The 23,864-nt window shown below is 64.5% G+C and carries 29 protein-coding genes and 2 pseudogenes; 8 read left to right on the top strand and 23 right to left on the bottom strand.

Annotated features, from left to right (window positions below):
• Positions 1-389: 389 nt before the first annotated feature.
• Positions 390-806, top strand: a complete 417-nt coding sequence (locus DVW87_RS18435; RefSeq protein ID WP_226341943.1) for a hypothetical protein — start codon at positions 390-392, stop codon at positions 804-806.
• Between the two features lie 385 nt (positions 807-1,191).
• Here the strand turns inward: DVW87_RS18435 and DVW87_RS17190 are convergent, their stop codons facing one another.
• Entirely contained in the window at positions 1,192-1,770 is a 579-nt protein-coding gene (locus DVW87_RS17190) for a response regulator (protein ID WP_017980829.1), read from the bottom strand.
• Positions 1,771-2,178: 408 nt separating this feature from the next.
• Between DVW87_RS17190 and DVW87_RS17185 the strand changes: the two genes are divergently transcribed.
• Positions 2,179-2,511 (top strand): YnfA family protein, encoded by a 333-nt coding sequence (locus DVW87_RS17185; protein ID WP_017980828.1) that lies wholly within the window; start codon positions 2,179-2,181, stop codon positions 2,509-2,511.
• 41 nt (positions 2,512-2,552) lie between these two features.
• Here the strand turns inward: DVW87_RS17185 and arsH are convergent, their stop codons facing one another.
• The 7 genes from arsH to DVW87_RS17150 form a co-directional block, all read right to left on the bottom strand.
• The gene (arsH, locus tag DVW87_RS17180; protein WP_017980827.1) at positions 2,553-3,308 is read right to left on the bottom strand and encodes an arsenical resistance protein ArsH; all 756 of its coding nucleotides are present in this window, start codon (positions 3,306-3,308) and stop codon (positions 2,553-2,555) included.
• Positions 3,308-3,745 carry an arsenic resistance N-acetyltransferase ArsN2 gene (gene arsN2 / locus DVW87_RS17175; protein ID WP_017980826.1) on the bottom strand — a complete coding sequence of 146 codons (438 nt, stop codon included), beginning with the start codon at positions 3,743-3,745 and terminating at the stop codon, positions 3,308-3,310. The genes arsH and arsN2 overlap by 1 nt, the downstream gene beginning before the upstream one ends.
• Complete coding sequence (gene arsB, locus DVW87_RS17170) at positions 3,742-4,821, bottom strand: ACR3 family arsenite efflux transporter (protein WP_017980825.1); 1,080 nt, start codon at positions 4,819-4,821, stop codon at positions 3,742-3,744. The genes arsN2 and arsB overlap by 4 nt, the downstream gene beginning before the upstream one ends.
• 4 nt (positions 4,822-4,825) lie before the next feature.
• Positions 4,826-5,269, bottom strand: a complete 444-nt coding sequence (gene arsC, locus DVW87_RS17165; protein WP_017980824.1) for an arsenate reductase (glutaredoxin) — start codon at positions 5,267-5,269, stop codon at positions 4,826-4,828.
• 11 nt (positions 5,270-5,280) lie between these two features.
• The gene (locus DVW87_RS17160) at positions 5,281-5,613 is read right to left on the bottom strand and encodes an ArsR/SmtB family transcription factor (protein ID WP_017980823.1); all 333 of its coding nucleotides are present in this window, start codon (positions 5,611-5,613) and stop codon (positions 5,281-5,283) included.
• A 72-nt stretch (positions 5,614-5,685) separates the two neighbouring features.
• Positions 5,686-6,165 carry a hypothetical protein gene (locus DVW87_RS17155; protein WP_078462361.1) on the bottom strand — a complete coding sequence of 160 codons (480 nt, stop codon included), beginning with the start codon at positions 6,163-6,165 and terminating at the stop codon, positions 5,686-5,688.
• A 90-nt stretch (positions 6,166-6,255) separates the two neighbouring features.
• Positions 6,256-6,531 carry an HU family DNA-binding protein gene (locus tag DVW87_RS17150; RefSeq protein WP_024310666.1) on the bottom strand — a complete coding sequence of 92 codons (276 nt, stop codon included), beginning with the start codon at positions 6,529-6,531 and terminating at the stop codon, positions 6,256-6,258.
• A gap of 331 nt (positions 6,532-6,862) precedes the next feature.
• On the opposite strand from DVW87_RS17150, the pseudogene DVW87_RS18650 reads away from it, so the two are divergent.
• The 6 genes and pseudogenes from DVW87_RS18650 to DVW87_RS18415 form a co-directional block, all read left to right on the top strand.
• Positions 6,863-7,012 (top strand): annotated as a pseudogene (locus DVW87_RS18650) (DUF3768 domain-containing protein); the annotation flags it as partial.
• A gap of 77 nt (positions 7,013-7,089) precedes the next feature.
• Positions 7,090-7,248, top strand: coding sequence for a DUF3768 domain-containing protein (locus DVW87_RS18540; protein ID WP_017980820.1), 159 nt, complete (start codon positions 7,090-7,092; stop codon positions 7,246-7,248).
• Between the two features lie 127 nt (positions 7,249-7,375).
• Entirely contained in the window at positions 7,376-7,633 is a 258-nt protein-coding gene (locus DVW87_RS17140) for a hypothetical protein (RefSeq protein ID WP_017980819.1), read from the top strand.
• An 80-nt stretch (positions 7,634-7,713) separates the two neighbouring features.
• Positions 7,714-8,010 (top strand): annotated as a pseudogene (locus DVW87_RS18430) (Fic/DOC family protein); the annotation flags it as partial.
• A gap of 476 nt (positions 8,011-8,486) precedes the next feature.
• Positions 8,487-8,927 carry a hypothetical protein gene (locus DVW87_RS18425; RefSeq protein ID WP_226341947.1) on the top strand — a complete coding sequence of 147 codons (441 nt, stop codon included), beginning with the start codon at positions 8,487-8,489 and terminating at the stop codon, positions 8,925-8,927.
• 285 nt (positions 8,928-9,212) lie between these two features.
• Positions 9,213-9,395, top strand: a complete 183-nt coding sequence (locus tag DVW87_RS18415; protein ID WP_026151876.1) for a hypothetical protein — start codon at positions 9,213-9,215, stop codon at positions 9,393-9,395.
• Between the two features lie 123 nt (positions 9,396-9,518).
• Here DVW87_RS18415 and DVW87_RS17120 read toward each other — a convergent pair whose 3' ends face one another.
• The 15 genes from DVW87_RS17120 to DVW87_RS17055 all read right to left on the bottom strand — a co-directional run bounded on the left by DVW87_RS17120 (position 9,519) and on the right by DVW87_RS17055 (position 23,846).
• Positions 9,519-10,127, bottom strand: a complete 609-nt coding sequence (locus DVW87_RS17120) for a DedA family protein (RefSeq protein ID WP_017980815.1) — start codon at positions 10,125-10,127, stop codon at positions 9,519-9,521.
• Positions 10,128-10,139: 12 nt separating this feature from the next.
• A complete protein-coding gene (locus DVW87_RS17115) occupies positions 10,140-10,517 on the bottom strand; it encodes a hypothetical protein (RefSeq protein WP_017980814.1) in 378 nt (125 codons plus the stop codon).
• Between the two features lie 98 nt (positions 10,518-10,615).
• Positions 10,616-11,071 (bottom strand): MgtC/SapB family protein, encoded by a 456-nt coding sequence (locus tag DVW87_RS17110; protein WP_017980813.1) that lies wholly within the window; start codon positions 11,069-11,071, stop codon positions 10,616-10,618.
• Between the two features lie 216 nt (positions 11,072-11,287).
• A complete protein-coding gene (locus DVW87_RS17880) occupies positions 11,288-11,725 on the bottom strand; it encodes a hypothetical protein (RefSeq protein WP_147276299.1) in 438 nt (145 codons plus the stop codon).
• Between the two features lie 15 nt (positions 11,726-11,740).
• The gene (locus tag DVW87_RS17105) at positions 11,741-14,242 is read right to left on the bottom strand and encodes a heavy metal translocating P-type ATPase (RefSeq protein WP_017980812.1); all 2,502 of its coding nucleotides are present in this window, start codon (positions 14,240-14,242) and stop codon (positions 11,741-11,743) included.
• Positions 14,239-14,847 carry a cation efflux transmembrane domain-containing protein gene (locus DVW87_RS17100; protein ID WP_017980811.1) on the bottom strand — a complete coding sequence of 203 codons (609 nt, stop codon included), beginning with the start codon at positions 14,845-14,847 and terminating at the stop codon, positions 14,239-14,241. The genes DVW87_RS17105 and DVW87_RS17100 overlap by 4 nt, the downstream gene beginning before the upstream one ends.
• The gene (locus DVW87_RS17095) at positions 14,844-15,530 is read right to left on the bottom strand and encodes a ZIP family metal transporter (RefSeq protein WP_017980810.1); all 687 of its coding nucleotides are present in this window, start codon (positions 15,528-15,530) and stop codon (positions 14,844-14,846) included. Before DVW87_RS17095 ends, DVW87_RS17100 begins: the two co-directional genes overlap by 4 nt.
• 3 nt (positions 15,531-15,533) lie before the next feature.
• The gene (locus DVW87_RS18410; RefSeq protein ID WP_020486675.1) at positions 15,534-15,926 is read right to left on the bottom strand and encodes a hypothetical protein; all 393 of its coding nucleotides are present in this window, start codon (positions 15,924-15,926) and stop codon (positions 15,534-15,536) included.
• On the bottom strand, positions 15,923-16,810 hold the full coding sequence (locus tag DVW87_RS17085; RefSeq protein WP_024310664.1) for a bestrophin family protein: 888 nt from the start codon (positions 16,808-16,810) through the stop codon (positions 15,923-15,925). Before DVW87_RS17085 ends, DVW87_RS18410 begins: the two co-directional genes overlap by 4 nt.
• A gap of 31 nt (positions 16,811-16,841) precedes the next feature.
• The gene (gene fliE, locus DVW87_RS17080; protein ID WP_017980807.1) at positions 16,842-17,183 is read right to left on the bottom strand and encodes a flagellar hook-basal body complex protein FliE; all 342 of its coding nucleotides are present in this window, start codon (positions 17,181-17,183) and stop codon (positions 16,842-16,844) included.
• A gap of 45 nt (positions 17,184-17,228) precedes the next feature.
• The gene (locus DVW87_RS17075) at positions 17,229-17,603 is read right to left on the bottom strand and encodes a hypothetical protein (protein ID WP_024310663.1); all 375 of its coding nucleotides are present in this window, start codon (positions 17,601-17,603) and stop codon (positions 17,229-17,231) included.
• Positions 17,600-18,088, bottom strand: coding sequence for an SRPBCC family protein (locus DVW87_RS17070; RefSeq protein ID WP_017980805.1), 489 nt, complete (start codon positions 18,086-18,088; stop codon positions 17,600-17,602). Before DVW87_RS17070 ends, DVW87_RS17075 begins: the two co-directional genes overlap by 4 nt.
• 53 nt (positions 18,089-18,141) lie before the next feature.
• Positions 18,142-21,387, bottom strand: coding sequence for an efflux RND transporter permease subunit (locus tag DVW87_RS17065; RefSeq protein WP_017980804.1), 3,246 nt, complete (start codon positions 21,385-21,387; stop codon positions 18,142-18,144).
• A gap of 3 nt (positions 21,388-21,390) precedes the next feature.
• Complete coding sequence (locus DVW87_RS17060) at positions 21,391-22,569, bottom strand: efflux RND transporter periplasmic adaptor subunit (protein WP_004212877.1); 1,179 nt, start codon at positions 22,567-22,569, stop codon at positions 21,391-21,393.
• Complete coding sequence (locus DVW87_RS17055; protein ID WP_017980803.1) at positions 22,569-23,846, bottom strand: TolC family protein; 1,278 nt, start codon at positions 23,844-23,846, stop codon at positions 22,569-22,571. The genes DVW87_RS17060 and DVW87_RS17055 overlap by 1 nt, the downstream gene beginning before the upstream one ends.
• Between the last annotated feature and the right edge of the window lie 18 nt (positions 23,847-23,864).

The following is a 23,864-nucleotide window of genomic DNA, read 5'->3' as shown; positions in this document are numbered from 1 at the left end:
ATCGTCAGCACCGTCATCGCTTGCACATCCTCGCTGCCGAGGATGGCCATGACACCGGCGACCCGCTGGCACTCGTTGTGCCATTTCTATCTAGCGGAGGAGTGTCATTTCTATTTAGCGCCTACAATCTGCCAGTCCGATAATATAGATTATGTTAAACTAGGCGCCCTTGGTCAAAGGCTGTTTCTGGGTTCGCAGTGTTTTTTGAATGGCCTGGGGCCGCAAGCCTGCAGCCGTGCTCTCGTCGGCATCTGAGCTCAGGATGGGCGCCACTTAGCCGGGACCAGCGATCTCGATTCGATATGTAGATCAAACGCAGCGGCGCCCTTAACGCCCTAAGCGGGATAGCGAATCTGGAGCCGCGGGGCTTGGTGGAAACTGTACATTCAATGAACGAGAGGCATCCGGCCCCGATCAACATCGAAGGGCTTCGTCAGCGGATCCGCGTGATGGCGTTCGACCGCGGCACCCCTCGGCAAGTCTCGCTCTGGCGTGCTGATATATCTGATAGCCGTGCAAATCTCGTCATCGAGGGGATGACGCCGACTTCGGACGACGATGATCTCTTTGCGCTGATGCTCGACGAAGGCGTTCCCGTCCGTAATGCCATCCATCATTCTCGAGCTCTAAAAGAGGAGATAAGCTCGCCCCGCTGTAGCCTTGGCGACCGGCCGCCGAGCGACGCCGGACGCGAGATCGTTACCAGCTTGGCTGCGGTCAATGAAAGCACGAACCTTGCAGCGTGCCGCTGCCTTTCTCATACTAGGCGACGCTCCAAACCGCTCGCGACTTCGTGCTTTTGTTGACCGGTCGCGGCCGGGCCGCGCCAACCGTCAGCGCAGTTGTGTTGGGGGGCCCTGAGGTGCTCAATGAAAAAAGCATTGCTCGGCACTGTGGTAGGCTCGTTCGATGACTCAGGCTCCCAACCCTGCTCCCGTGCAAGACTCGAGGACAGGAAGGACTGTGATCGTTCGAGGTCTCGGTGCCCTGAAGGGCCGACTGCGCCTCGATCAACGTATCGATCTCCTCAAGCCCATAGCGCGGCAGGCAGCGGAGCTGGACTGATCGCGACCAAGGCGGAGTAGGCAGGTGGTCGATTGAAAGCCAGATTGGTTCACGGCCGGCTTTCAAGTCTTCACGTGACGAGATATAAGGACGCTAACATGGCCGTCCCCTCTGATGCTGAACGCATCAAGGGGCGGCCTTCTTGTTAACAAAAGCTGCACCGTTCAGGTCGCGCGCCGAATGTAAGTCATCGAAAGCACGAAGATCGAGGTTGTCGAACCTCAAGCCGGCAGGAGCCACTAATGCTTCAGTGAGGGCATCCGCGCAAATGGGCTTCTGGATAAGCTGGAGCGCCCGATAGGCCGGAGGGATCGCTTCCCTGTCGTAGCCGGTGACCAACACGGCAGGCACACGGCGATCGGCGAGACGGTCGAGCAGATCGAACGCCATCTCGCCGCCGAGACGAAGGTCGACGACCGCCGCCTGCACCGCCGTGGCGGAGAGAAGTTCGTCGGCCGTCTCCACGCAACCGGCAGGGCCGACGATTTCGGCCCCTTTCCCGGCCAGGGTTTCCTCGATCTCGCTCGCGATCAGATATTCGTCCTCGACGACCAGGATGCGAAGACTGCGGAGTGGCTGCTGCGCCCTTCGATCGTAGAGCGTCGCAAGTTCGAAATGGATCGCGCGCGCCTTCGCGCAGGGGCTGGCGAGGGCGATCGCACGCTCGTCGCGCGCGCGGCGCCCGCAATAGTCGAAATCGAGCATGGGAAGAGCTCCGTCTTGAAGCGGGAGCTTTCCAGTTGCTCTCAGCCGCCGACATGCTCGGGCCTTGGTCGGCGATGACCGCCTTTTACCACGATTGACCGTCCATGACGAGGCTGGGCCGCGTCGCTCGTCGGATCAGGCCACCAGGGCCAGCAAAGGTGTGCCACGTGGCACACTCTGCCTGCTCCGATGCGCTGTCAGCGTCCATAGCGCCACTGCCGTGGTCGGCATGCCACCAGCGTCAACCTTGAGGGGAAGAGTCGCCCCGGCGCGATGACTCGGCCTTTGTAGGGCCGGCGCGCCCGTTCCCCTTTCAGCCCGCGTAGCGCCGCCTAACACGAGGTCGGGCAGCGCCGTGGACAACTTCTCAACTTCCGGTGAGCGCAGCGTGCTGAGATATAAGCCCCCATGACCGCTTTTGCATTCTTCGGCGCCGCCTTGGCGGAGATCGCCGGCTGTTTCGCGTTCTGGGCGTGGCTCAGGCTCGGCAAGTCGCCCTGGTGGGTCGCGCCCGGCATCCTGTCCCTTTGTCTATTCGCCTATCTGCTCACCTTACCGGCGTCCGATCAGGCTGGCCGATCCTATGCGGCGTATGGGGGCGTCTACATCCTGTCGGCCGTGTTGTGGCTCTGGATCGCGGAGGGTACCAAGCCCGATCGCTGGGATCTAATCGGCGCGGCAGTCTGCCTTGTCGGAGCAGCGATCATCTTCTTCGGCCCGCGCGCGGCAACGGGCGGCTGACGGCCGCCCTACCTTCGAGGGGAAAGCGGGCCGCGTCGCCATCATGCCCGGGCGCTCGATGCGCCGATCGCGATCGCCGATGGGTCCAAAGCCGGATTGACCGCCACCCCGGCTTGCTTGCGCTCCGAATAGCGGTCGACGAGCTGCGTCGTGTGCGGCCGGAGCAGCACGATGAAGCGGACCAGCTCCTCCATCACGTCGACGATGCGGTCATAATAGCTTGACGGCTTCATGCGTCCGGCCTCGTCGAACTCCTTGTACGCCATTGCTACCGAGGACTGGTTCGGGATCGTGAACATGCGCATCCAGCGGCCGAGCAGGCGCAGCGTATTGACCGCGTTGAAGGATTGCGATCCGCCCGACACCTGCATGACCGCGAGCGTGCGGCCCTGGGTCGGACGCATGCCCTTCATCTCGAGCGGAAGGTGATCGATCTGCGCCTTCATGATGCCGGTGATCTGGCCGTGCCGCTCCGGGCTGCACCAGACCTGGCCCTCCGACCACATCGCCAGTTCGCGCAGCTCGTGAACGGCCGGATGATCGTCGCCTGCCACCTGGTCGGGGAGCGGCAGCGTCGAGGGATCGAAGATCCGCGTTTCCGCGCCGAAGGATTGCAGCAGGCGCGCCGCTTCCTCCGTGGCGAGCCGCGAGAAGGAGCGCTCGCGCAAGCTGCCGTAAAGCAGAAGTATCCGGGGGGCCGGCTCCAGCGGTCCGAGCCCCGACGCGGGCCGCGCGCGGATGTAGGCTGGATCGAGTGCCGGCAGGAGGTCGGGATCGGCAAGCGTACGGAGCGGCATCAAAGAGCTTTCACGAGATAGGTGGCCGACGCCGGGCAGAGCGCGGTGAACTCGCGCGAGGCGGCAACCGTGGGCGGTGCCGCAGCGCGATCGGCCCCGGCATAGCCGTTCACCCGAAAGAACGGCGCTGCGGTGTTGGTCAGAAGGCGGAGCCGCTCGACGCCGAGCCGGCGCGCCTCGCCCTCGAGCAGCGCCAGCATCGCGCGGCCGATGCCGGCGCCCCGGTGATCGGCCACGACAACCAGCGAGCGGAGCAGGCGGTCCGACCCTTCGCCCTCGATCCCGCCGAACCCGACCAACCCAGCGTCGTCGTCGAAGCGGACGAAGGCGCGGCCGGGTTCGGCGAGGTCGGCGGTCGGCAGCTTGGCGGCTGCCAGCGCGCCGGCCAGATCATCCAGCGCGCCCGGCGCGAGACACGTGACGCGGAGGCCGGTCACGCGCGCGCACCGCGCTCGTACCAGCCCCGCGACGCCTTCACGATCGAGACGACCGACAGCATCACCGGCACCTCGACCAGCACGCCCACGACCGTCGCCAGCGCCGCGCCCGACGTGAGCCCGAACAGCGAGATGGCGGCCGCGACGGCCAATTCGAAGAAGTTGGACGCGCCGATCAGCGCCGCAGGCGCCGCCACGCACCATGCAACGCCGAAGCGGCGCGACAGCCAGTAGGCTAGCCCTGCATTGAAATAGACCTGGATGAGGATCGGCACCGCGAGCAGCGCGATCACCAGCGGCTGCGCCACGATCGCCTCACCCTGAAAGCCGAACAGCAGGACGAGCGTCGCCAGCAGCGAAACGAGCGATACCGGGCCGAGGCGACCGAGCAGCCGGTCGAGCGCTGACTGTCCGCCGTTTGCCAGCACGGCCCGGCGAACGAGCTGGGCGGCGATGACCGGCACGACGATGTAGAGCAGCACCGAGATCAGTAGCGTGTCCCACGGCACCGTCACCGAGGCAACGCCGAGCAGCAGCCCGACGAGCGGCGCAAACAGAAACACCATGATGACGTCGTTCAGCGCGACCTGGGACAGCGTATAGGTCGGCTCGCCCTCGCACAGGTTCGACCATACGAACACCATGGCGGTGCACGGTGCCGCAGCGAGCAGGATCAGGCCGGCGATGTAGGACGGCCCCTCCCCTGCGGGCAGGAGCGGCGCGAACAGCCAACCGATGAACAATGTGCCCAGTGCTGCCATCGAGAAGGGCTTCACCGCCCAGTTGATGAACAGCGTGACGCCCACCCCCTTCCAATGCTGGCGGATCGACCCGAGCGCGCCGAAGTCGATCTTGAGCAGCATCGGCACGATCATCAGCCAGATCAGTACCGCGACGATGAGATTGACGCGCGCGACCTCGGCCGAGGCGATGCGCGCGAACAGGCCGGGCAAAAGGTGCCCCAGGCCGATGCCGGCAACGATGCAGAGCGCCACCCAGAGCGTCAGGTATCGCTCGAAGGTGCCGATGCCGGGGCGCGCCGGCGCAGGTCCGGCGACGGGGGCGATCGTCGACATGGGCTCAGCCAACCCGCTCGCCGAACGCGTCCACCACCTGTTCGCCGTCCTCCTTGGCGAAGGCGCCGAGCTGCCTGCTCGGCAGCAGATCGAGGACGGCTTCGGACGGGCGGCAGAGCTTCACGCCCAGGGGCGAGACGACCAGCGGGCGGTTGATGAGGATCGGGTGCGCCATCATCGCGTCCACCAGCGCCTCGTCGGACAGCGAAGTGTCGCCGAGCCCCAGCTCCGCATAGGGTGTGCCCTTCTCCCGCAAGAGGTCGCGCGGCGAGATGCCCGCCCGCTCGATCAGCTCGACCAGCATCGCGCGCGAGGGCGGGGTCTTCAGATATTCGACCACGTGCGGTTCGATGCCGGCATTGCGGATCATGGCAAGCGCGTTGCGCGACGTGCCGCACTCAGGATTGTGGTAGATGACGATATCGACGGCCGAGTCAGTCCGGCTCATGGGGCTTCCTTTCAGCAGCAGGGGGCGAGTTCGGCGACGAGCGGGACGCACAATTCGGCGTTGCCGGCACAGCAATCCTTGACCAGGAACAGCGTCAGCGCGCGCAGCCCGCCGAGGTCGGCGCGGTAGATGATCGAGCGGCTGTGCCGTTCGGAGCGGACGAGGCCGGCACGGGCCAGGATACCCAGATGCGCCGACATCGTGTTCTGCGGCACATCGAGCTGTCGGGCGATCTCCCCCGCCGCCAAGCCGGCAGGCTCGTGCCGGACCAGCAGACGAAACACGTCCAGGCGCGTGCCCTGCGCCAAGGCCCCCAATGCCACAATCGCCGACTCGCTTTCCATATATCCAGCATAGCGGATATGTGGAGGAAGGCTAGGCTGTTGCTCCGAAAGTGACTTCTCGTGACTTCGCACTCAGGCGGTGAGACGCACAGGTGTGCCACGTGGTACACCTGTGATCGGCAACGCTGCCCGGTCGTCGAGCATCGCCAGCAGATCTCCCAGCGCGCGACGTCGATACGCATTGTACCAGCGGCGCCGACGATGTTCGGCCCCATCGTGGATCATGTGGCAGCGCTGGCAGAGCGCAGCGAGATTGCGCGGCCCATTATCGGTCGGGTCGTGGTTGAGGTGTGCGCAGGCGATATAGACCCGCGTCAGCCTAACCGCTTCGGCGACATTTGCGCCTGCCACACGGATGCGACGCCCTCGCCCATCACGCCACTGCCGGCGATCGGCATCCCACCAGCGGCCATCGCCGAGGTGGAAGACACGTGCCCCATGCGGCCGCCGGCAATGCTCGCACCGCCCTCCAGCTCGGCCAAACCGGATCAGCTTCGACAGTTCGGGCCAGTCGATCGGGTAGAGCCAGCGATGTTCCGGCATGATCGGCATGACGATTCTATGAGTCAGGACCGGGCGGAACGAAAGCAGAAAATGTATGCTGGCGAAGGTGGCTGCGCAGATCACGCAGCCACATACGGCTCAGCCGTTCAGCGCGTCCTTGACCGCCTTGGCCGGCACGAACGTCAGCTTCTTCGAGGCGGCAATCTGGATGGTCTCGCCGTTCGAGGGATTGCGGCCCTCGCGCGCCGGGCTATCCTTGATCTTGAACTTGCCGAAGCCGGACAAGGATACTTCCTCCCCCTTCGCCGCGGCCGCGACGATCGCCGCCAGCAGGCCATCCACCGCCTTACGGGCGTCGGCTTTGCTCAAGGCGTGATTGGCAACCAGCGTTTCGGCGAGTTCGGCATTGTTCATGGTGTTCTCCCAAATCAGATCGTGTGAATACCCGCGCGATCCCGGATTGGCGACCGGCACCATGATGGCCGCCGAGGCGGGCTCGTTTGTTGGCGGCAGACGCCGCGGGGAACGCCAAGGGCGCCGCCCTTTCGTTCCCGAACGACAATCTTGCCGCCCGTGTAATCCGCCAAGCGCGGCACCCGGGGTGAAGCCCCGGCCGCGCTAGGGCGGCTCGCCCGCGCCAGCTTCCCAAGATTCTCGCTCCCCCTCCCCATCCCGTCCTCGCCGGACAGGCAGGGCCGTGAGGCCGAGCGGCCTTGCGGCCCATGCCAACAAGGAGGATCACCCGATGCCGACCCCCGAGCAAATCGACACCATCCGGCGCCTCAACGACGCGGCGCGTACCCACCCCGGCCTCGCGAGCCTCGCCAACGTTACGATGGGGTTCCAGGCACTCTCCGAGCTGGACCGTTTCGCCGCGCTGTTCGCGATCACCCGGTTCACGAAGTTTGACGGCGACAACGCCCCTTATGGTGAGCACGATTTCGGCGCGGTCTATAAACTCGCAAGCGGCGCGTGGACGCAGGACCGCCCGACGATGCAAAGGCGATCGTGCAGACGGTGTTCTGGAAGATCGACTATTACGACACGAGCCTCACCTACGGCAGTGACGCTCCGTGGAATTCCGAGCAGACTAAACGGGTGCTGACGATCATGCTGGCCAGCGAATACTAACGCCTATGGCGTAGCGATCCGCGCTCGATTGAGCGCGGATCAACCCTGCCGAAACGGACCTTCGCCAACGTGATTTGTTGAGAAATCGCGAGGGAGCGCGTAGGGTTAACGGCGAAAGGATGACGCGATGGCCCAGATCAATCTCGACACGCTGCGCGAGCGCATCCGCTCCATGGACTTCCAACGCGGCACCCCCGAGCAGATCGCGTTGTGGCGCGAGGACGTAGCAGAGGCGCGCGCCAACCTCGTCATCGAGGACATGACGCCGACCGGTGACGAAGATGCCATGTTCGCCATGATGCTCGATGAGGGTGTTCCCCCTTCGCTCATGCCGTCCATCATCCTCGGCCTCTACAAGCCAGGAACCCACCAGATCGCGGCCTGACCTTGGCAGACGATCCCTACACCTACCCCGGTACGGACACGCTCCGGAACCGGCTTGGGATCACGGACGACAAGACCCTCATGGAGGCCGAGCGGAGGTTGACCTTGGCGCGCGGCGCAGAAGCCGCGCGCCTCACCTTTCCAGCGACGGCGGACGGCTATCGCGCCCTACATCGGCACCTCTTCCAGGACCTTTACGACTGGGCGGGTCAGGATCGCACCGTCAATATCGCCAAGGGCGGCTCCAGTTTCGCGCACGTGCCTTACATCGCGCGCGAGCTCGATAAGCGGTTTGCCGATACGCGGGCGGGCGATGCGCTGAAGGGCCTCGCCCGCGACGAGTTTTTCGACCGGCTCGGCAACCACATCAACGAGATCAATGCCATCCACCCTTTCCGCGAGGGAAACGGGCGGACGATGCGCCACCACGCGGCGCAGCTCGCCCGCGATGCCGGCCATCCCATCAGGATCGCCTCGATCGACAAGACCGCGTGGATGGACGCGTCCCGGCATGGCTTCCTCACCGGCGATCATCGGCCTATGGCCGCGGTGCTCGCCGAGGCGGCGATCCGTCGCGACCTTGCGCCCGAAGCGCGGATCGGTCCCGCCGGGATAGCCTTGCTGCCTCAACGTGCGCCGCCCGAAGGGCAGCGCTACCGGGTGACGCTGACCAAGGCCCGCGAGGAACTGGATCGCTATCTCCCGGCGCCCGCCAGCAGGCGGCCGACCGGCTACGCAGCCTCATTCGAGAAGGCGCCTCCTCCCCGGTCATCGCCAACGCCCGCACCGAGCTGGCCTATGTCCGCCACGCCAAAGGCCCGATCTACCAGTCACACCTTCTCACCTATCTTGGCGTGCGTCAGGTCGATGCGGTCATCACCCCGCAGCAGACCCCGCTTGAGCGCGTCCGCGAGATCGGCGCGGCTCTCGGCGTCCAGATCAATTCGCAGCAGCCAGCGCAGCTCCAGCGCGTGGTTCGCTCGCTGGAGCGGCCGATCCTACCGCCTGGGGCTTCACCAGGTCAGGAGCGGCTCGCCGAGCTGTTCCTGAAGAACACGGCCGAGAAGAACCACGCCGACCCACGTCTCGCGCCCGCCCAGACGATCGTCGACGACGCCATGCAGAAGGCGCGCGAGCGCGGCGAAAGCGCGCGCATGGTCAACACGGTCGGGGAATCCACTCGCCAGCTTGTCGCCGACCGGATCAAGATCGGGGCCGCGCTCGAAGGGGCGTCCGCCCCGCCGCCCGACCGGAGCACGCCGCCCCCGGATCGTGGCAAGGATCGGAGCCGTTAGGCTTCGCCTTAGCGTTCGGGGCGTCGGGTCGGAAAGACCGGCCCGCGTACCGTCATCCTGGCGGGGTCATAGGGCTTCTGCAGGGCGACGATCTCGTCATAGGTACCGTGCAGCCACGTATTGATGTCCTCGGGATCGAGGATCGTAATTATCGCCTTGGGGTGGATCGAGTCTACGAACGTGTTGGGGTCGTCAGCGGCCGTTTGCCGTCGCCCAAGTCGTGCTTGTCAGACGTGAACTCGCAAAACTCCGTCAGCGGCACCCTCGCCGCACTGGCCGACCCTCGTGCAGGCGCTTGCGACGGGCGGCTGCGTCCGCAAGGGCGAGAAGGGTTCAGCGGTGATGAGCACCCGCTACTTACTGTTTCCCATTATGTTGATCCTCTCCATATCCCGGCCCAACGCCACTTTCCTCCGTTGCGACGCCATGATTGAAATCCGCTGCGGTGAAGCCTTCCAACCCACCTGATAAGAACGATCGCGTTAGTTGGGGAGATCAGGCGAAAGGCACGAGCGAAACGTGTGATGCGGATAAGCATCGAAGCTGCCATGAGCCAAAGGCCGGCAGGAAACATCGGCCGTAGGCCAGCCATTAATGGCCATCCCTTGATCGCCCGAACATCGCGACCCGCCAAAGATACCAGATGGCAGCCAGCGCGAGCACGGCGTTGCTGATCGGTTCGATGACGCTCGCCACCTGGCTATAGCGCTCGCCCAACTCATAGCCCGCCAGCACGAGGATAACGGTCCATATGGCCGAGCCGGCGAGCGTCGAAACCAAGAACGGGCCGAGGGGCATCCCGCTGACCCCTGCGGGTACTGAAATCAGGGTCCTGACCCCCGGAACCATGCGCCCGAACAGAACCGCCCGACGACCGTAGCGGTCGAACCAGCGGTCGACATGATCGACCTCAACGGGCGTCAACGTCAGCCATCGGCCGTGACGGGCAGCAAAGCGCTTCAATCGATCGATGCCGATCCAACGGCCGACATAGTACCACAGCACCGCCCCTGCAGCCGAGCCGAGGGTGCCAGCGATCGCGACCACCCACAGTGAGCCGCGCCCCTGCGCAGCGGTGTAGCCGGCAAGTGGCAGGATCACTTCCGACGGGATCGGCGGAAAGACGTTCTCGGCCAGCATCAACAGGAAAACGCCAAAGCCGCCGAGTGACGCGAGGATCGATGTTATGATGTCAAACACAAACCAGCCTCGTCAGAAGATCCAATAGGAGATCGCGCAAATCACGAGCAGAAGGGCGACGACCGACCCGACGATCCTATTTTCCAGGCGCGGACATTCCACGTTGCTGATCCGCGCGGCGACCTGCCAAGCGGGTCGGACCGGACACCGCCACGAACCGGCTACGATCCGATCCAGCTCGGCATCCGACAACCCGAAGAACGATTTCGCGTCACCGCGCGGTCGTCCCGCCGACCCCATCACCCGCAGCACCACGTCGTTCCATGCGACATCGATCGCGCTCAGCCGATCGACCATCGCGCCGCGCGCGTCACCGCACGCCCAAGAGGGGGACAGCAGACCGATGATCTGGTGGGGATCGCGCTCCAGCAGTGTCGCCCAGCGCAGCAAGCGATGTTGGCGGTCCCGCGCCGCGGTGGTCCTCGCCGGTGCCCGGCGCCGGGTAAGGGGTCGCGCAGGCCACATCCATCGGCTCGCCCAAGAGGTCGTCATGGGCTCGCCGAGGTGCCGACGTTGCCATTGGTGGCGCGCTTGAGCGGACGAGAACAGCGCAGGGTGAGGAAGGTGGTGGCGCTCAGGATGAAGGCGATGTCGTATAGGCCGTAGCCCACGGCCGCGCCGAGCGCCCCAGTCGCCCACAGACTGGCCGCCGTCGCCGTGCCTGACGCCTTGCCGCCCTTTTTCAGGATCGCGCCGCCTCCAATGAAGCCGACGCCCGTAATCAGACCTTCGAGCAACCTGGCTTGCGCTGGAGACGTGCGGCCGAGGATCGCGATGCCCACCAGCACGAAGCCGCAACTGGCGATGGCAACCAACGGGAATGTGCGGATGCCTGCGCTGCGGGCGTCCTTCTCGCGATCCCAGCCAACAGGAAAAGCGAGCGCATAGGCCACGGCGAGGCTGACGATATGAGTGGTTATCTCCCCCCAAGAGCTCTGAAACATGTCTGTCCACCCCTCTTCTGGTCACGTTGATTGCTGTTGCGCCGTCCGGATTGACCGAGAGATCCGGCAGCGTTCCGGAACGTCGCCTTCAAGGGCGGTCCTTTTCTCTCAGTCACGATTCTACACTCCCTTTCCTTCAGGCCTCTCTCCGCTTCAGCCCTCATATCGTTCGATTAGATTCGTTCGTCCCCGAGCCCGTCAGCAGATCAATAGACTTCATTTGGACCGAGATTTTTCGGGTCCAATAAAGTCTAATTTCATACTCACCAATTCATAAGGCGACTTGTTGAACGTGAACGAGAATCCGATTTCCCGTCGACGGGGACCATCAACCATCAATATAAAACGCTCTTTGCATTCGCGATTTCCGGAGGACCACGTGGCGCAAGCTCTCATATATCCGTGAGTCGGATAGTGTCCGATAGAGTGACGAACGTCACCAATAAGCTTAATGCCATTTCCCTTCGCATGTATTTCTGATGAAATGACCATGTTGGGATATTTGCTGGTATTTATGCGCTCAGTTAATATAGAAGGCGAGCATGCTACATTGATGGTGAAGATAATAAGTAATGCAAATAGAGAAATCTTTTGCATTGTGATTACTCCAGAGCTGAATGCAATTTGCAATAGGCAATTCAGCAGGGTCGCCATGTTAGATGCGCGCCCTCAAGCAGCGTTAGTCGCCGGATCGCGGTAGGCGAGCAGCCTGAGCGCATTGATGACGACGAGCAGTGTCGATCCCTCATGAACCGCTACCGCCGGCCCAATCCCGAGACCGAGGATGGTGGCAGGCACTAGGAAGGCGACGACACCCAAGCTGACAAAGACATTCTGCCGGATGATTCCACGGGTATGCCGACTAAGGCCCACCGCGAATGGCAGGTGCGCCAGATCGTCAGCCATCAGGGCAACGTCGGCTGTCTCTAATGCAACATCCGACCCCGCCGCGCCCATCGCGATGCCGACTGTGGCGCTTGCCATCGCTGGCGCGTCGTTCACGCCGTCGCCCACCATCGCGACCTTATCTTCGCCGGCGAGTTTCTTGATCGCGGCAACCTTGTCTTCAGGCATGAGGTCGCCCCACGCTTCATCGATCCCGACTTCGTTGGCGATCGCTTCGGCGACTTTCTGGTGATCGCCCGAGATCATTATCATCCGCGACACGCCCATCTCGTGCAGCCGGCGCAGCGCGGTCTTGGCAGCTTCGCGGGGTGTATCCATCAGGCCGATCGCACCCAGGTCGCGATCTCCCTTGCGGACGACCATCGTCGTGCGGCCGTTCTCGCGCAGCTTCGCGATCGCGTCCTGCGCCCCCTGCCCCAGCGCCGGAATACCTTCCTTCCCGAACATCTCGGCCTTGCCGATCCACACCGTCTTGCCATCCACGCTCGCGGTGACGCCCCGACCGGTCAGGCTTTTGAGGTCGCCGGCAATCGGCTCGGCACGATCGTTCAAACGTTCGCGGCCGTCCTTGACGATCGCTTGGGCCAGAGGATGGTCGCTCAACGCTTCGACGGCGACGGCCAGCGCCAGCAGCTCGCCTTCATCGGCACCATCGACGGGCACGACATCAGTGATGCGCGGACGACCTTCGGTCAGCGTGCCCGTCTTGTCGAAAGCGATCGCTTTGAGCGACCCGAGGTTTTCGAGTGGTGCACCGCCCTTCACGAGCACGCCGCCCCGCGCTGCACGGGCAACGCCCGACAGGACGGCACTCGGCGTTGCGATTGCGAGCGCGCACGGGCTTGCCGCCACCAACACCGCCATCGCGCGATAGAAGCTGTCGCGGAACGGCTCGTCGACGACCACCCATGCGAATAGCAGGAGCACCGACAGGATCAGGACAGCAGGTACGAAGATCCGCTCAAACCGATCGGTGAAGCGCTGCGTCGGCGACTTCTGCGTCTCCGCTTCGCTCACCATCTTCACGACCTTAGCAAGCGCGCTTTCATTGGAACGGCGTGTCACCTCGATCTCGATCGCGCCGCCGCCGTTGATTGTACCGGCAAAAACCCGGCTTTCCGCGTCCACTGCATCAGGCTTTGCCCGCGCCGCTGCGGCATCGGCGACCGGCACCTTGTCGACCGGGATGCTTTCACCCGTCACCGGGGCCTGGTTGATCGCGCTGGTGCCTTTGATGACGAAGCCGTCAGCAGGCAGGCGCTCGTTCGGGCGGACGATGGCAATGTCCCCGACGACCATCTGCTCGACCGGGATTTCGCTGGTCTGCCCGTCGCGTCGCACGGTCGCGGTTTCGGGCGCGAGCTTCGCCAGCGCCTCGATCGCCTTCTTGGCGCGGCCCATCGCGTAATGCTCAAGCGCATGGCCAAGGCTGAACAGGAACAGCAGCAGCGCGCCTTCGGCCCATGCGCCCAGCGCCGCGGCGCCGGCGGCAGCGACCAACATCAGCGTGTCGATCTCGAACTTCTTCATCCGAAGGTTGTCGATCGCCTCGCGCAGCGTGAAGAATCCGCCGAAGAAATAGGCCGCGACATAGCAGGCGGTGGGCAGCCACTCCGGTACGCCGGCAACCAGCCTCTCGATCGCATAGCCGATCCCCAGCAGTGCGCCGCAGGCGAGCGCGAAGATCAGCTCGGTGTTGGGGCCAAGAAACTCGGCATGGCTATGGTCGTGGCCATCGCCAGGACCGTGCTTCTCCTCGTCCGCGCCGTGGCCACCCGGCCCGTGGTCATGGCCAGCATGGTCGTCAGCCGCGACCCGCTTGCCTACACCGACCTTCAGCTTGCGAAGTGCGGCGCGGACCTCCTCTTCGGTGGTCTCCCGGCGATCATACTCGACCCGAACCGAGCCGCTGGTGCTGGCGCTTGCCTGGACGACGCCGGGCAAGGCGCACAGCGCATCGCTGACGGTCCGCGCCCGGCGCGCGTGATTGATACCCGTCACCTGCCAGATCGCATGACCGTAGCGTTCGGTGATTTCGGCACCAGCGGCGCGCACCATTTCGCGCAAGCGGGGCAGCGGCAGTTTGGCGGCGTCAAAATGGATGCACAGCGCCGCCGGCGTGTCGCCGTCGACGCAGATCACATGGGCCCGCTCGACGCCTTCGCGTTTCGACAGGGTCGACACGAGACGGTCCAGACAAGCGTCGGCCGCGTCAGGAAGGTCGGGCAGCAGGACCGGAATATCGAGTTCGAGCTTGTCGTTCATGACGACCTCCTTTCCCTTTTCTTGGTTTCGGCGCGCGCGTCGCGCAGGATTTCGACACCGCCCTTGATGGCGATGATGGCAGTGGCGAAGCCGACCAGCAGGTCCGGCCAGTTGGTGCCCAGCCACAGCACCAGCACGCCGGCGATCAGGATGCCGCCATTGGAAATGAAGTCATTGAAGCTGAAGGTGGTGGCGGCCCGAAGGTTGACGTCCGGATCCTTGAGCCGCTGGAGCAGCCGCAGGCACAGGTAGTTCACGACGCCAGCGATCGCCGACATGACCATCATGGTCGGTCCGATCGGCTCGCTGCCCTGAAGGTAGCGCCGGCCAACGTCGATCAGGATGCCGCCCGCGAAGATCAGCAGCATGACGCCGGAGGCCGTCGCCGCTCGCGTCTTCCATGTCTCGCCCCGGGTGAGCGCCACGAGGCTCAGCGCGTACACGGCGGTATCCGACAGGTTGTCGACGCCGTTGGCGATCAGCGCGCTCGAATCCGCGAAGAAGCCGGAAATAAAGAAGCCAGCCGCGATTGCCGCATTCAGCAGCAGGACAATCCAGAGCGTACGACGCTCTCGCCCGCCATTATTGTCATTGTTCGGGATCATCCCATGATCTCCTCAAGCGTCAGCAGGGCGAGGAACCCCACGAAGAACATCGAGCTGATGAGCGGGGTGTCAGGCTTCTCGTGCGCCTCGACCAGCAACTCCTCCGTGACGAGATAGAGCAGCGCCATCAGACCAAAGCTCAGGAAGCCAGCGACCATTACCGGCGAAAGCGTGGCGACAGGAACGGCCGCGAGCGCGCCGATCGGCAGCAGCAACGCCAATGCCGAAACGATCACGATGATGCGCAGGCGCGAGCGATAGGTTTCCGCCAGCTCGTCGGTCAGCGTCAGACCCAGGAAGAGCACTTCGAGCGTAAGCGCGATCGTCAGCAGGAACCCTGCCTTCTCGCCCGCGACGAACGCGAGGCCGAGCACCAGGCCATCAACCAGAATGTCGATGCCGATCGCCGCCAGCAACGCCATCGGTCCCTTGAAGCGGGCCTCGAAAGCCTTGAGCCCCAACATCGTCGCGACACCCGCCGCCCCACCGATCAGCGTCGCGCTGGGCGAAGCCTCATGCTTGACCTGCGGCAGGATTTCGGTCGCTGCCGCCGCAAACACGACGCCGGCGGCGAGATGCTGTAGGCCCGCCACGAGGCCAGGATTCAACTTGGTGCGGCTCGCAATGATCGCGCCGAGCACGACCGCCAGCACAGGCGCAAGCGTGTAGAGCAATGCTTGCATATGCTATGATCCCTCCGGGGTTCGGTGACAGACGCGGATCTTCCCGCCCTGCGTGAAGGCGATCGACCCACCCGCCACGACTGCCCGCGACCGGTCGCCGCGAAACTCATCGCCCGTTCGTTGCGCGTGCAGGATCTCGGTCCTGCCGTTGGGCAGCCAGGTGACAGCCATCTTCAGGCCGTCGTCGATGAAGTCGACATCGGCGCGCGATCCGTCGTCGCAATACATGATGCGTTGCGCGATCAATCGGGGCGTCAGATGCGTTTCATGCGCCGGCTCGACAGGTTCGCTCGGCGCGGGATTGCACGCTCCGGCGACCATACCCGCGAACAGAACGGCGCCGATGCGCGCGGCTGTCAGGCAAGGCAGGTAACGCAAAGCGCGCACCGCACTCACCACAGCACGCCGTGATCGGGCGTCAGCGGCTCAGGGGCTGGCAGTCCCGCCGTCTGAAGAAGGTCGATCTCGATCGTGCGGCACATGGCCGTGAGTGGGACATCGTGGACGCTATTGGCGAACGGATCGGTCAGATCCTCGCCGATGCTCAGCACCGCGAGGAAGACGAGTCCGATCAGCGTCGATCCGATCGGCGTGGCAAGGCCCAGAGATTCGACCAGCGCGATCGGGAGCAGCACGCAGAACACGCGCGTGAAAAGGTTCGGGAAGAACCTAAAGCCATTAGGCAGCGGCGTGTTCTTGATCCGCTCCATGCCGCCTTGGGCATTGGCGATGTCGATCAGGACGCGCTCGACAGTTGCCTGCTGGATCTCAGTGGTCCGACCTTCCGCGAGCGCGTCGGCGTAGATGCCCGATATGTCTTCCAAGAGCGCGTTGGCAGGGTTCAGGCGACCGACCGCCATATCGGCGACGTCCGTTCCGGCGACCCGAGCAATCTCTTCATAGGGCGACTGTCGGCGAAGCTGGCAGCGCATCGAGTGCGCAAAGGCGATCTGCCGCAGAATGATGTTGTGCCGCATCTCACTGCCCTCGGGTTCCCCCTTGGTCAGGCTGCGCGTGATCCGGGCCAGGCTGCGCGACGCATTGATGAGCGCGCCCCAAAGGGTTCGCGCTTCCCACCAGCGAGCATAAGCAGCGTTGGTGCGGAACCCCATGAAGAGCGCGATGGCAGTGCCGAAAAGCGCCGTCGGCAAAGGCGGTTCCTTAATCGGGGTCATTATGTGGAATGCCGTCACGGCTACGTCCCACACGAACAAGATCGTGAGCGGCTTCCAAACCTCGACAATGATCTGCCTAAACCGTGGTCTCGCGCCAACAATCATATCAACTTTGCCCTAAATCCCTTTGCGATCGTTATCCAATCGGCATGTTCATGATGTCCCGATAAGCGGACAGCAGCTTGTTCCGGACTTGCAGGGTCGCTTCGAAAGTTATGGATGCGCGGCTCTGGATGAGCGCGACGGTTGCAATGTCGGTGGTTTCGCCACGCTCATATGCTTCCGTGACGACATCCTCTTGCTCCTGGGTCTCGTTGACCTTCGCGACCACGGCATTGAGGGTGTCGGCGAAGTTCGACGCCGGAGCGGTGGGCGTCACGCCGGGCGGTGCCGTCGGCTGTGCCTCGCGCAAAGCGCGGCTTCGCGCGATCACTTCGGCGCGAATGACCATCACATTCGAGATCGACGTGTCAGACATCGCTTCTCTCCCGTTGCAGCGCGACGTGTCGGAAGACAGGACGGTTCATCTGGCGCCCTCCCGTTCGCAGGTCCGGGTCCGGCCATCGCCTTCCACGATGGTGAGCTGCGTTCCTTTGAAGGTCGCGGTGGCCGTCTCGCCGACATACTGGAGGCCCTGCGCTGGAGCGGTCAGTGTCACGGGCGTCCCGCTGCCAGAACGCCGCAAATCGATCTGCAGGCCGTTGTCCTTGAAATCGACGAACAGCGGTTCCCGGTCGGAACAGCGATAGGGGTGTCGCCCCATTTCCCCAGTCGCCACAGCGCTGTCGGACGAATGGATTTCTTGCTCCGTTGGGGGAGCCGGCGGCTTGCTTTCCGAGCAAGCTGCCAACCCGGCAACGAGGATGAGGGCGGGTAGTACCCGGATCCCAGGCATCATCGCGCCTTCCTCCTGTAGCGGGAGGGGACGCGCTGACGATTGATCTCACGGGCAGGCTGACCCACCCGCCAGCGCAGATAGGTTGCGAGGCGGTCGTCGGCCTCGATCATCAGGGACCGCAGGCGGCGCAACATCATCGCCGCGAACGGCAGAGAGAGCGCCCCGCGCAGCGTGCAGCTATGTGTTAGCCTGGTGCCACCATCGTCCCCTGCCAGCTCGTACCGCTCTTCGAGCGTGAACAGATAAGGGATGCCGCAGGACCAAGCGAAGGCGTGCGGCTTATCGAATTGATCGACCCGGGCCGGCGTCCGAATTGGCCGGGTGATGCCCTGGATCGCGAAGGTACATTCCGTCTCGCCAAGCAGGCACGGGTTGTCGAGGAATGCGAGCGGACTCCAAGCCCGACGATGATCCGGATCGGTGATCGCCGACCAGATCCGCAGTGGCCCGCCGTGAAGCATTGAGCTGGTTATGGTGCGAGGCATATCCCCATCTCCCAGAGATGAGCGGGGCGATCGCGGACCGCCCCGCTCACCCATCAGGCCAAGTTGTTCACGAAGGTCTGACCGTGGTCGTCCCCTTCATGCTCCTCATTGTAGTGCTCGGGATTCTCGATCACTTTCTGCCCGAACCGGGCATAGAGCGTCGGCAGAACGAACAGCGTCAGCAGCGTCGCCGAGATCAGGCCGCCGATGACGACGGTCGCCAAGGGCTTCTGCACCTCCGCGCCCGCGCCCTCGCCAAGCGCCATCGGCACGAAGCCGAGGCTGGCGACAAGCGCGGTCATGACGACAGGCCGCAGACGCTGCATTGCGCCGACATGGGCCGCCTCTTCGCGCGATAGCCCCGACCGGATCAGATCCTGGATCGAGCTGACCATCACGAGGCCGTTGAGGACCGCGATGCCCGACAGGGCGATGAAGCCCACCGCCGCCGAAATCGAAAAGTCCATGCCTCGCAAGAAGAGCAGCAGGACACCGCCCACCAGCGCGAAGGGCACGCCGGTGAAGACGATCGCGGCATCGCGGACCGATCCCAATGCGCCATAGAGCAGCAACAGGATCAGGATGAAGCAGGCCGGAATAACCAGCTTCAGCCGCTCGCTTGCCGATTGCAGGTTTTCGAATTGGCCGCCCCATTCGAGATAGGTACCGGCAGGCAGCCGAACCTGGCTGGCGATCGCTGCCTGCGCATCCGCAACCACCGATCCGACGTCGCGGCCACGCACGTTGGCTTGCACCACCACGCGCCGTTTGCCGTTCTCGCGGCTGATCTGGTTGGGACCGTCGACCACCTTGATCTCGGCGACGCTGGACAGCGGCACATAGCCGCCGCCTGCGACCGGCACCTGCACCTGCTGGAGCAGGCCGATGTCGGCGCGCTGCGCCTCAGACAGGCGGATCACCACCGGGAAGCGACGATCGCCCTCGAAGATCTGGCCCGAGGTCCGCCCGCCGATCGTGGCAGTCACGGTGTCCTGCACGTCTTGCGCCGTGACGCCCAGGCGCGCCATCGCGTCACGATTGACGCGGATGTCGAGCATGGGAAGACCTGTCGTTTGCTCGACTTTCACGTCCGCGGCACCCTGCGTCTTACGCAGCGTCGCAGCGATTTGCTCGGCCGTCCGGTTCATCTGGTTGAAGTCGTCCCCGAACACCTTCACCGCGATGTCACCGCGCACGCCGGCGATCAGCTCATTGAAGCGCATCTGGATGGGCTGGGTGATCTCGTAGGCATTGCCCGGGATCTTCGCGAGCTTACCCTCGATCCGGCTCACCAGCTCCTCCTTGGGAAGCTCAGGATTCGGCCAATCCTTGCGCGGCTTCAGGATAACGAACATGTCGGTTGCGTTCGGCGGCATCGGGTCGGCCGCCAGCTCGGCGGTGCCCGTCTTGGAATAGACGAACTGCACCTCCGGCTGCTTCGACATCATTCGCTCGATCGGCACCTGCATCGCCTGGCTCTGCTGGACCGACGTCGCCGGAATACGGAGCGACTGGATCAGCAAATCGCCTTCATCGAGCTGCGGCAGGAACACCGAGCCGAGCGTGGTGAAGGCCAGCGCCGCCACCACAAGGCTCGCGACACCCGCCCCGATCGTCACGGTCGGACGCTTCATCGCCCGATCAAGACCAGGTTCGTAGCGCTTCTTCAGCCACGTGATAATGCGGCCGTCCTTCTCCTCAACCTTCTTCGATAGCCAGATCGCGATCATCGCCGGCACGAAGGTGAGAGAGAGGATGAAGGCGAAGGCGAGCGCGATGATGACGGTGAGCGCCATCGGCACGAACGTCTTGCCCTCCACGCCGGTCAACGTGAGCAGCGGCACATAGACAAGGATGATGATCGCCTGCCCGTACACCGAGGGACGGATCATCTCACGCGCAGCGGAAGCCACGGTCGCGAGCCGTTCCTTGACGCTGAGCAATCGTCCTTCATGATGCTGTTGCTCGGCAAGCCGGCGCAGCGCGTTTTCGACGATGATGACAGCGCCATCGACAATCAGACCGAAGTCCAAGGCGCCGAGGCTCATCAGATTGGCGGAGACACCGGCACGCAGCATCCCGAAGCCGGTCAGCATCATGGTAATCGGGATGACCAGCGCCGCGATCAGGGCCGCACGGAAGTTGCCGAGCAGCAGGAAGAGCACGACGATGACCAGCACCGCGCCTTCGGACAGGTTTTTCGCGACCGTCTTGATCGTCGAATTGACTAGCTCGGTGCGGTTCAGCACCGGCTGAATTACGACGTCAGGAGGCAGCGAAGCGTTGATCGTCTTCAGTTTCTCAGCGACCGCGGTCGACACGATGCGGCTGTTCTCGCCGATCCGCATGATCGCCGTGCCGACGACGACTTCGGTACCGTTCTCCGATGCCGAACCCATGCGGATCGCCTGACCCGTCTTCACAGTCGCAACTTGTTCGACCGTGATCGGCACGCCGTTACGTGTCGCGATCACGGTCCTGGCCAACTCGCTGGCATTGCGAACGAGCGCATCCGAGCGAACAGCCAGACCTTCGCCATTGCGATTGACGAAGCCACCGCCGACGCTGGTGTTATTGCGCTCCAGCGCATTTCCCAGGTCCGTCAGCGTGATGCCGAGCGAGGCCAGCTTCTGCACGTCGGGCACGACGAGGAACTGCTTGGCGTAACCGCCAATCGAGTCGACACCGGCGAGGCCCGGTGTGGTCTTCAGAAGCGGCGTCACGATCCAGTCCTGCGCGGTGCGCAGGTAGGTCGCCTTGTCCTCTTCGGTCGTCAGTCGCTCGCCCTCTGGCGTGATGTAGCTGCCATCGGGCTGTTGGCCCGGTTCACCGGGCTTGTGCTTGTCGTCCTCGCGATGATCGAGACGAACGGTGTACATGTACACCTCGCCCAGGCCTGTCGCGATCGGACCCATTTCAGGGTTCACGCCGTCGGGCAGATTCTCTTGCACGCCCCGCAGACGCTCGCCCACCTGCTGGCGGGCGAAATAGATGTCCGTCGCGTCCGAAAAGACCGCTGTGATCTGCGCGAAGCCGTTGCGGCTCAACGAGCGCGTATATTCCAGGCCGGGGGTGCCGGCGAGCGCGGTTTCGATTGGAAACGACACCTGCTTCTCGACCAGCTCGGGCGAGAGGGCAGGCGCGCGGACGTTGATCTGGACCTGATTGTTGGTGATGTCCGGCACCGCGTCGATCGGTAGCCGGTAGAGGGAAAAGGCGCCGATGGCGGCGACGATGACGGTGAGGAGCAGGACTAGCCAGCGCTTCTCGACCGCCCAGGTTACGATACGGGCGATCATGGCTTAATCCTCGTGGCTCGCTTCGCCCTTGCCGATCTCGGCCTTGAGCGTGAAACTTCCGGTGGTGGCGATCTGTTCGTTGCCGGTCAGGCCCGACCGGACGATCACCGTGTCGCCCGACGCATCGCCGAGCTGGACCGGGGTCGCCTTGAAGCCGGTGGGCGTGCGCACGAACACGACCGACTTGCCCTCGAAACTCTGGACCGCCGTCGTCGGCACGCGGACCGCCCCGCTCCCGCCGCTGCCCGTGAGCTGCACGGCTGCCGTCACAGGCTCGCCGACCCGCCATTCGCCACCGCGATTGTCGAGCGTGGCGAGCGCCGGCACGAGCCGCGTCTGCGGATCAAGCGCCGGCGACACGAAGGTCACGCGGGCGGTCGCCTGACGGCCTGCCGCCTTCACCAGCACCGTATTGCCGGGACGCACCCGGCCCGCATCCTCGGGCTTGAGATTAAGCGCGATCGACACCTGGCTCAGGTTGGCGATGCGATAGAGTTCGGCATCCGCCGCGACCGTTTGTCCCAGCGTCACGGGGCGCGCAATGATCTGGCCCGAGATCGGCGCGGCAATGCCGAGCCGGTTGAGCCCGCCGCCGCCGACACCCGCCGCCGAAACCATGCTCTGCGCCTGCGTCAGGGCGATCCGCGCCTCCGTCGCCGCTGTGCGGGCGGCGATCAGATCCTGTTCAGGGGAGACTCTCTGCGCGAACAGCCGCTGTTCGCGCGCGAGGTTCGAATTAGCGAGCTGAAGCCGCGCCCGCGCCGCCTCGACCTCGCCCTTGATCTGCGCCGCCTCGCGGCTTTCGATGACAGCAATGGTCTGGCCGCGTCCGACCGATTGGCCGAGGTTACGGGTGAGCGCGACCACGCGTCCCGCAATTGCGGCCGAGACGACCTGCGTTCCCTGTGGGTCGCCCTCGATGATCGCGGGCAGCTCGATCGTCCCGGCCCCGCCGATGATCGGCCGTCCGACCTGGACGCCCGCTGTGGCGATCTGGTCGGCACCCAATGTGACAACGCCTTCACCGGCATGACCGCCTTCAGCACCGCCCTTTTCCGTGCCCGCTGCCGTCTCATTGGCAGCTGCGCCTTCGGCAGTTGCCTCGTTTCCGCCATCCTTGCCGCCGCAGGCAGCCAAGAGCAGGGCGAGCGACGCCGCGCCCGCGAGATAAAAGCTCTTCATCACTGATTCCCCCCATTGGGCGCAGGAGCGGTCAGTCGCTCCACTTGCGCGCGGGCATTCTGGTAATTGGCAAGCGCGTCGATCGCGGCGACCCGCGTTTCGGCGAGCGTGCGTTCAGCATCGAGCAATTCGAGCTGGCCGAACTTGCCCTCGCGATAGCCGATCCGCGCGATGCGGGCGGCCTCCTGTGCAGCCGCCAGCGCCGGCCCCGACGCCGCACGAGCCGTCGTTGCGGCATTGGCCGCCTGCGCCTGCGCGTCCGTGATCGCCTGTTCGATGTCGAGCGCGGTCACGCGGCGCTGCGCATCCGCCTGGGTCCGCTGCGCGGTCGCCTGCGCAATCGCGGCGCGACCATTGTTGAACACCGGGATCGGGATCGACACGCTGAACACCGCCGCCATGTCGTTGGTCGCTTCCAGGCGGCGGATCGACGGCCCGACGTTCAGGTCAGGCACGCGATTGGCGCGCGCGAGCCGCACGCCGGCTTCGGCAATGGAGAAATCCGCGTTGGCTGCCGCCAGCGCGAGTGTGCCGGTCGTGTTGACCGGTGCCAACGGCCCATAGACGTTCACACCGGGAAGGCGATCGAGCAGCGTGTCATCGAGCAGGCCGTCGATCGGCCGTCCGATCCGACGCGCCAGATTGGCGCGGGCCGCCTCGGCCAAGCGAAGCTGCCGTTCCACATTGGCGTCGGCATTGATACGCGCGACATCCGCGCGCTGTTGCTCGAGTGGCGATGCCCGCCCTGCCTGCACGCGAACGCTCGCGGCCCGCAGCGCATCGCTGGCGATCCGGGCCTGATCGCGGGCTGTCATTACCCGGCGATCGGCCGCGACCGCTTCGACATAGAGCTGCGTTACCTGAAGCCGGACATCCGCCGCGATGATCGCGGCCTGGATCTCGGCCCGGGACAATTGCGCATTGGCGACCGCGACGCGGGCGCCGCGCTTGCCGCCTAGCTCGATCGGGATCGCAAAGCCGACCGTGGTTTCCGCGCTGCGGACCCCCCGATACGGCCCGGAGCCGATGACATTCTCGACTTGGCCTTGAACCACCGGATTGGGCCGCAAGCCGGCGACTGTGCGACCTGCACGGGCCGCGTCGATTCCAGCTGTCGCCGCTTCCGCAGCAGGGGCCGAACCGCCCGCTGCACTGACCGCTTGGTCAAGCGTGTAGACCGGCGCATCCTGCGCAACAGGCGCGGACGGTCCGACCTGCGCCTGCGCCATCGTGGCGCAAGACGCTGCGGCCAGCATGGCCGCGAGGATACGATTCATGAAAATAGGACTCCTGAC

It is taken from the genome of Sphingomonas aracearum, assembly GCF_003345355.1.
Lineage (GTDB): Bacteria > Pseudomonadota > Alphaproteobacteria > Sphingomonadales > Sphingomonadaceae > Sphingomonas > Sphingomonas aracearum.
Note: the sequence above shows the minus strand (reverse complement) of the source record. Positions and strands in the feature narration are given on the sequence as shown.

Coding starts and splice junctions, on each gene's coding strand:
- DVW87_RS17150 (WP_024310666.1), bottom strand. CDS start 6,531: ATGAACAATGCCGAACTCGCCGAAACGCTGGTTGCCAATCACGCCTTG.
- DVW87_RS18435 (WP_226341943.1), top strand. CDS start 390: ATGAACGAGAGGCATCCGGCCCCGATCAACATCGAAGGGCTTCGTCAG.
- DVW87_RS17065 (WP_017980804.1), bottom strand. CDS start 21,387: ATGATCGCCCGTATCGTAACCTGGGCGGTCGAGAAGCGCTGGCTAGTC.
- DVW87_RS17140 (WP_017980819.1), top strand. CDS start 7,376: ATGGCCCAGATCAATCTCGACACGCTGCGCGAGCGCATCCGCTCCATG.
- DVW87_RS17190 (WP_017980829.1), bottom strand. CDS start 1,770: ATGCTCGATTTCGACTATTGCGGGCGCCGCGCGCGCGACGAGCGTGCG.
- fliE (WP_017980807.1), bottom strand. CDS start 17,183: ATGTCTGACACGTCGATCTCGAATGTGATGGTCATTCGCGCCGAAGTG.
- DVW87_RS17075 (WP_024310663.1), bottom strand. CDS start 17,603: ATGATGCCTGGGATCCGGGTACTACCCGCCCTCATCCTCGTTGCCGGG.
- DVW87_RS17095 (WP_017980810.1), bottom strand. CDS start 15,530: ATGCAAGCATTGCTCTACACGCTTGCGCCTGTGCTGGCGGTCGTGCTC.
- DVW87_RS17185 (WP_017980828.1), top strand. CDS start 2,179: ATGACCGCTTTTGCATTCTTCGGCGCCGCCTTGGCGGAGATCGCCGGC.
- DVW87_RS17100 (WP_017980811.1), bottom strand. CDS start 14,847: ATGATCCCGAACAATGACAATAATGGCGGGCGAGAGCGTCGTACGCTC.
- DVW87_RS17070 (WP_017980805.1), bottom strand. CDS start 18,088: ATGCCTCGCACCATAACCAGCTCAATGCTTCACGGCGGGCCACTGCGG.
- DVW87_RS17160 (WP_017980823.1), bottom strand. CDS start 5,613: ATGGAAAGCGAGTCGGCGATTGTGGCATTGGGGGCCTTGGCGCAGGGC.
- DVW87_RS17155 (WP_078462361.1), bottom strand. CDS start 6,165: ATGCCGATCATGCCGGAACATCGCTGGCTCTACCCGATCGACTGGCCC.
- DVW87_RS17110 (WP_017980813.1), bottom strand. CDS start 11,071: ATGTTTCAGAGCTCTTGGGGGGAGATAACCACTCATATCGTCAGCCTC.
- DVW87_RS17880 (WP_147276299.1), bottom strand. CDS start 11,725: ATGGCGACCCTGCTGAATTGCCTATTGCAAATTGCATTCAGCTCTGGA.
- DVW87_RS17085 (WP_024310664.1), bottom strand. CDS start 16,810: ATGATTGTTGGCGCGAGACCACGGTTTAGGCAGATCATTGTCGAGGTT.
- arsC (WP_017980824.1), bottom strand. CDS start 5,269: ATGAGCCGGACTGACTCGGCCGTCGATATCGTCATCTACCACAATCCT.
- DVW87_RS17060 (WP_004212877.1), bottom strand. CDS start 22,569: ATGAAGAGCTTTTATCTCGCGGGCGCGGCGTCGCTCGCCCTGCTCTTG.
- DVW87_RS17055 (WP_017980803.1), bottom strand. CDS start 23,846: ATGAATCGTATCCTCGCGGCCATGCTGGCCGCAGCGTCTTGCGCCACG.
- arsH (WP_017980827.1), bottom strand. CDS start 3,308: ATGCCGCTCCGTACGCTTGCCGATCCCGACCTCCTGCCGGCACTCGAT.
- arsB (WP_017980825.1), bottom strand. CDS start 4,821: ATGTCGACGATCGCCCCCGTCGCCGGACCTGCGCCGGCGCGCCCCGGC.
- DVW87_RS17105 (WP_017980812.1), bottom strand. CDS start 14,242: ATGAACGACAAGCTCGAACTCGATATTCCGGTCCTGCTGCCCGACCTT.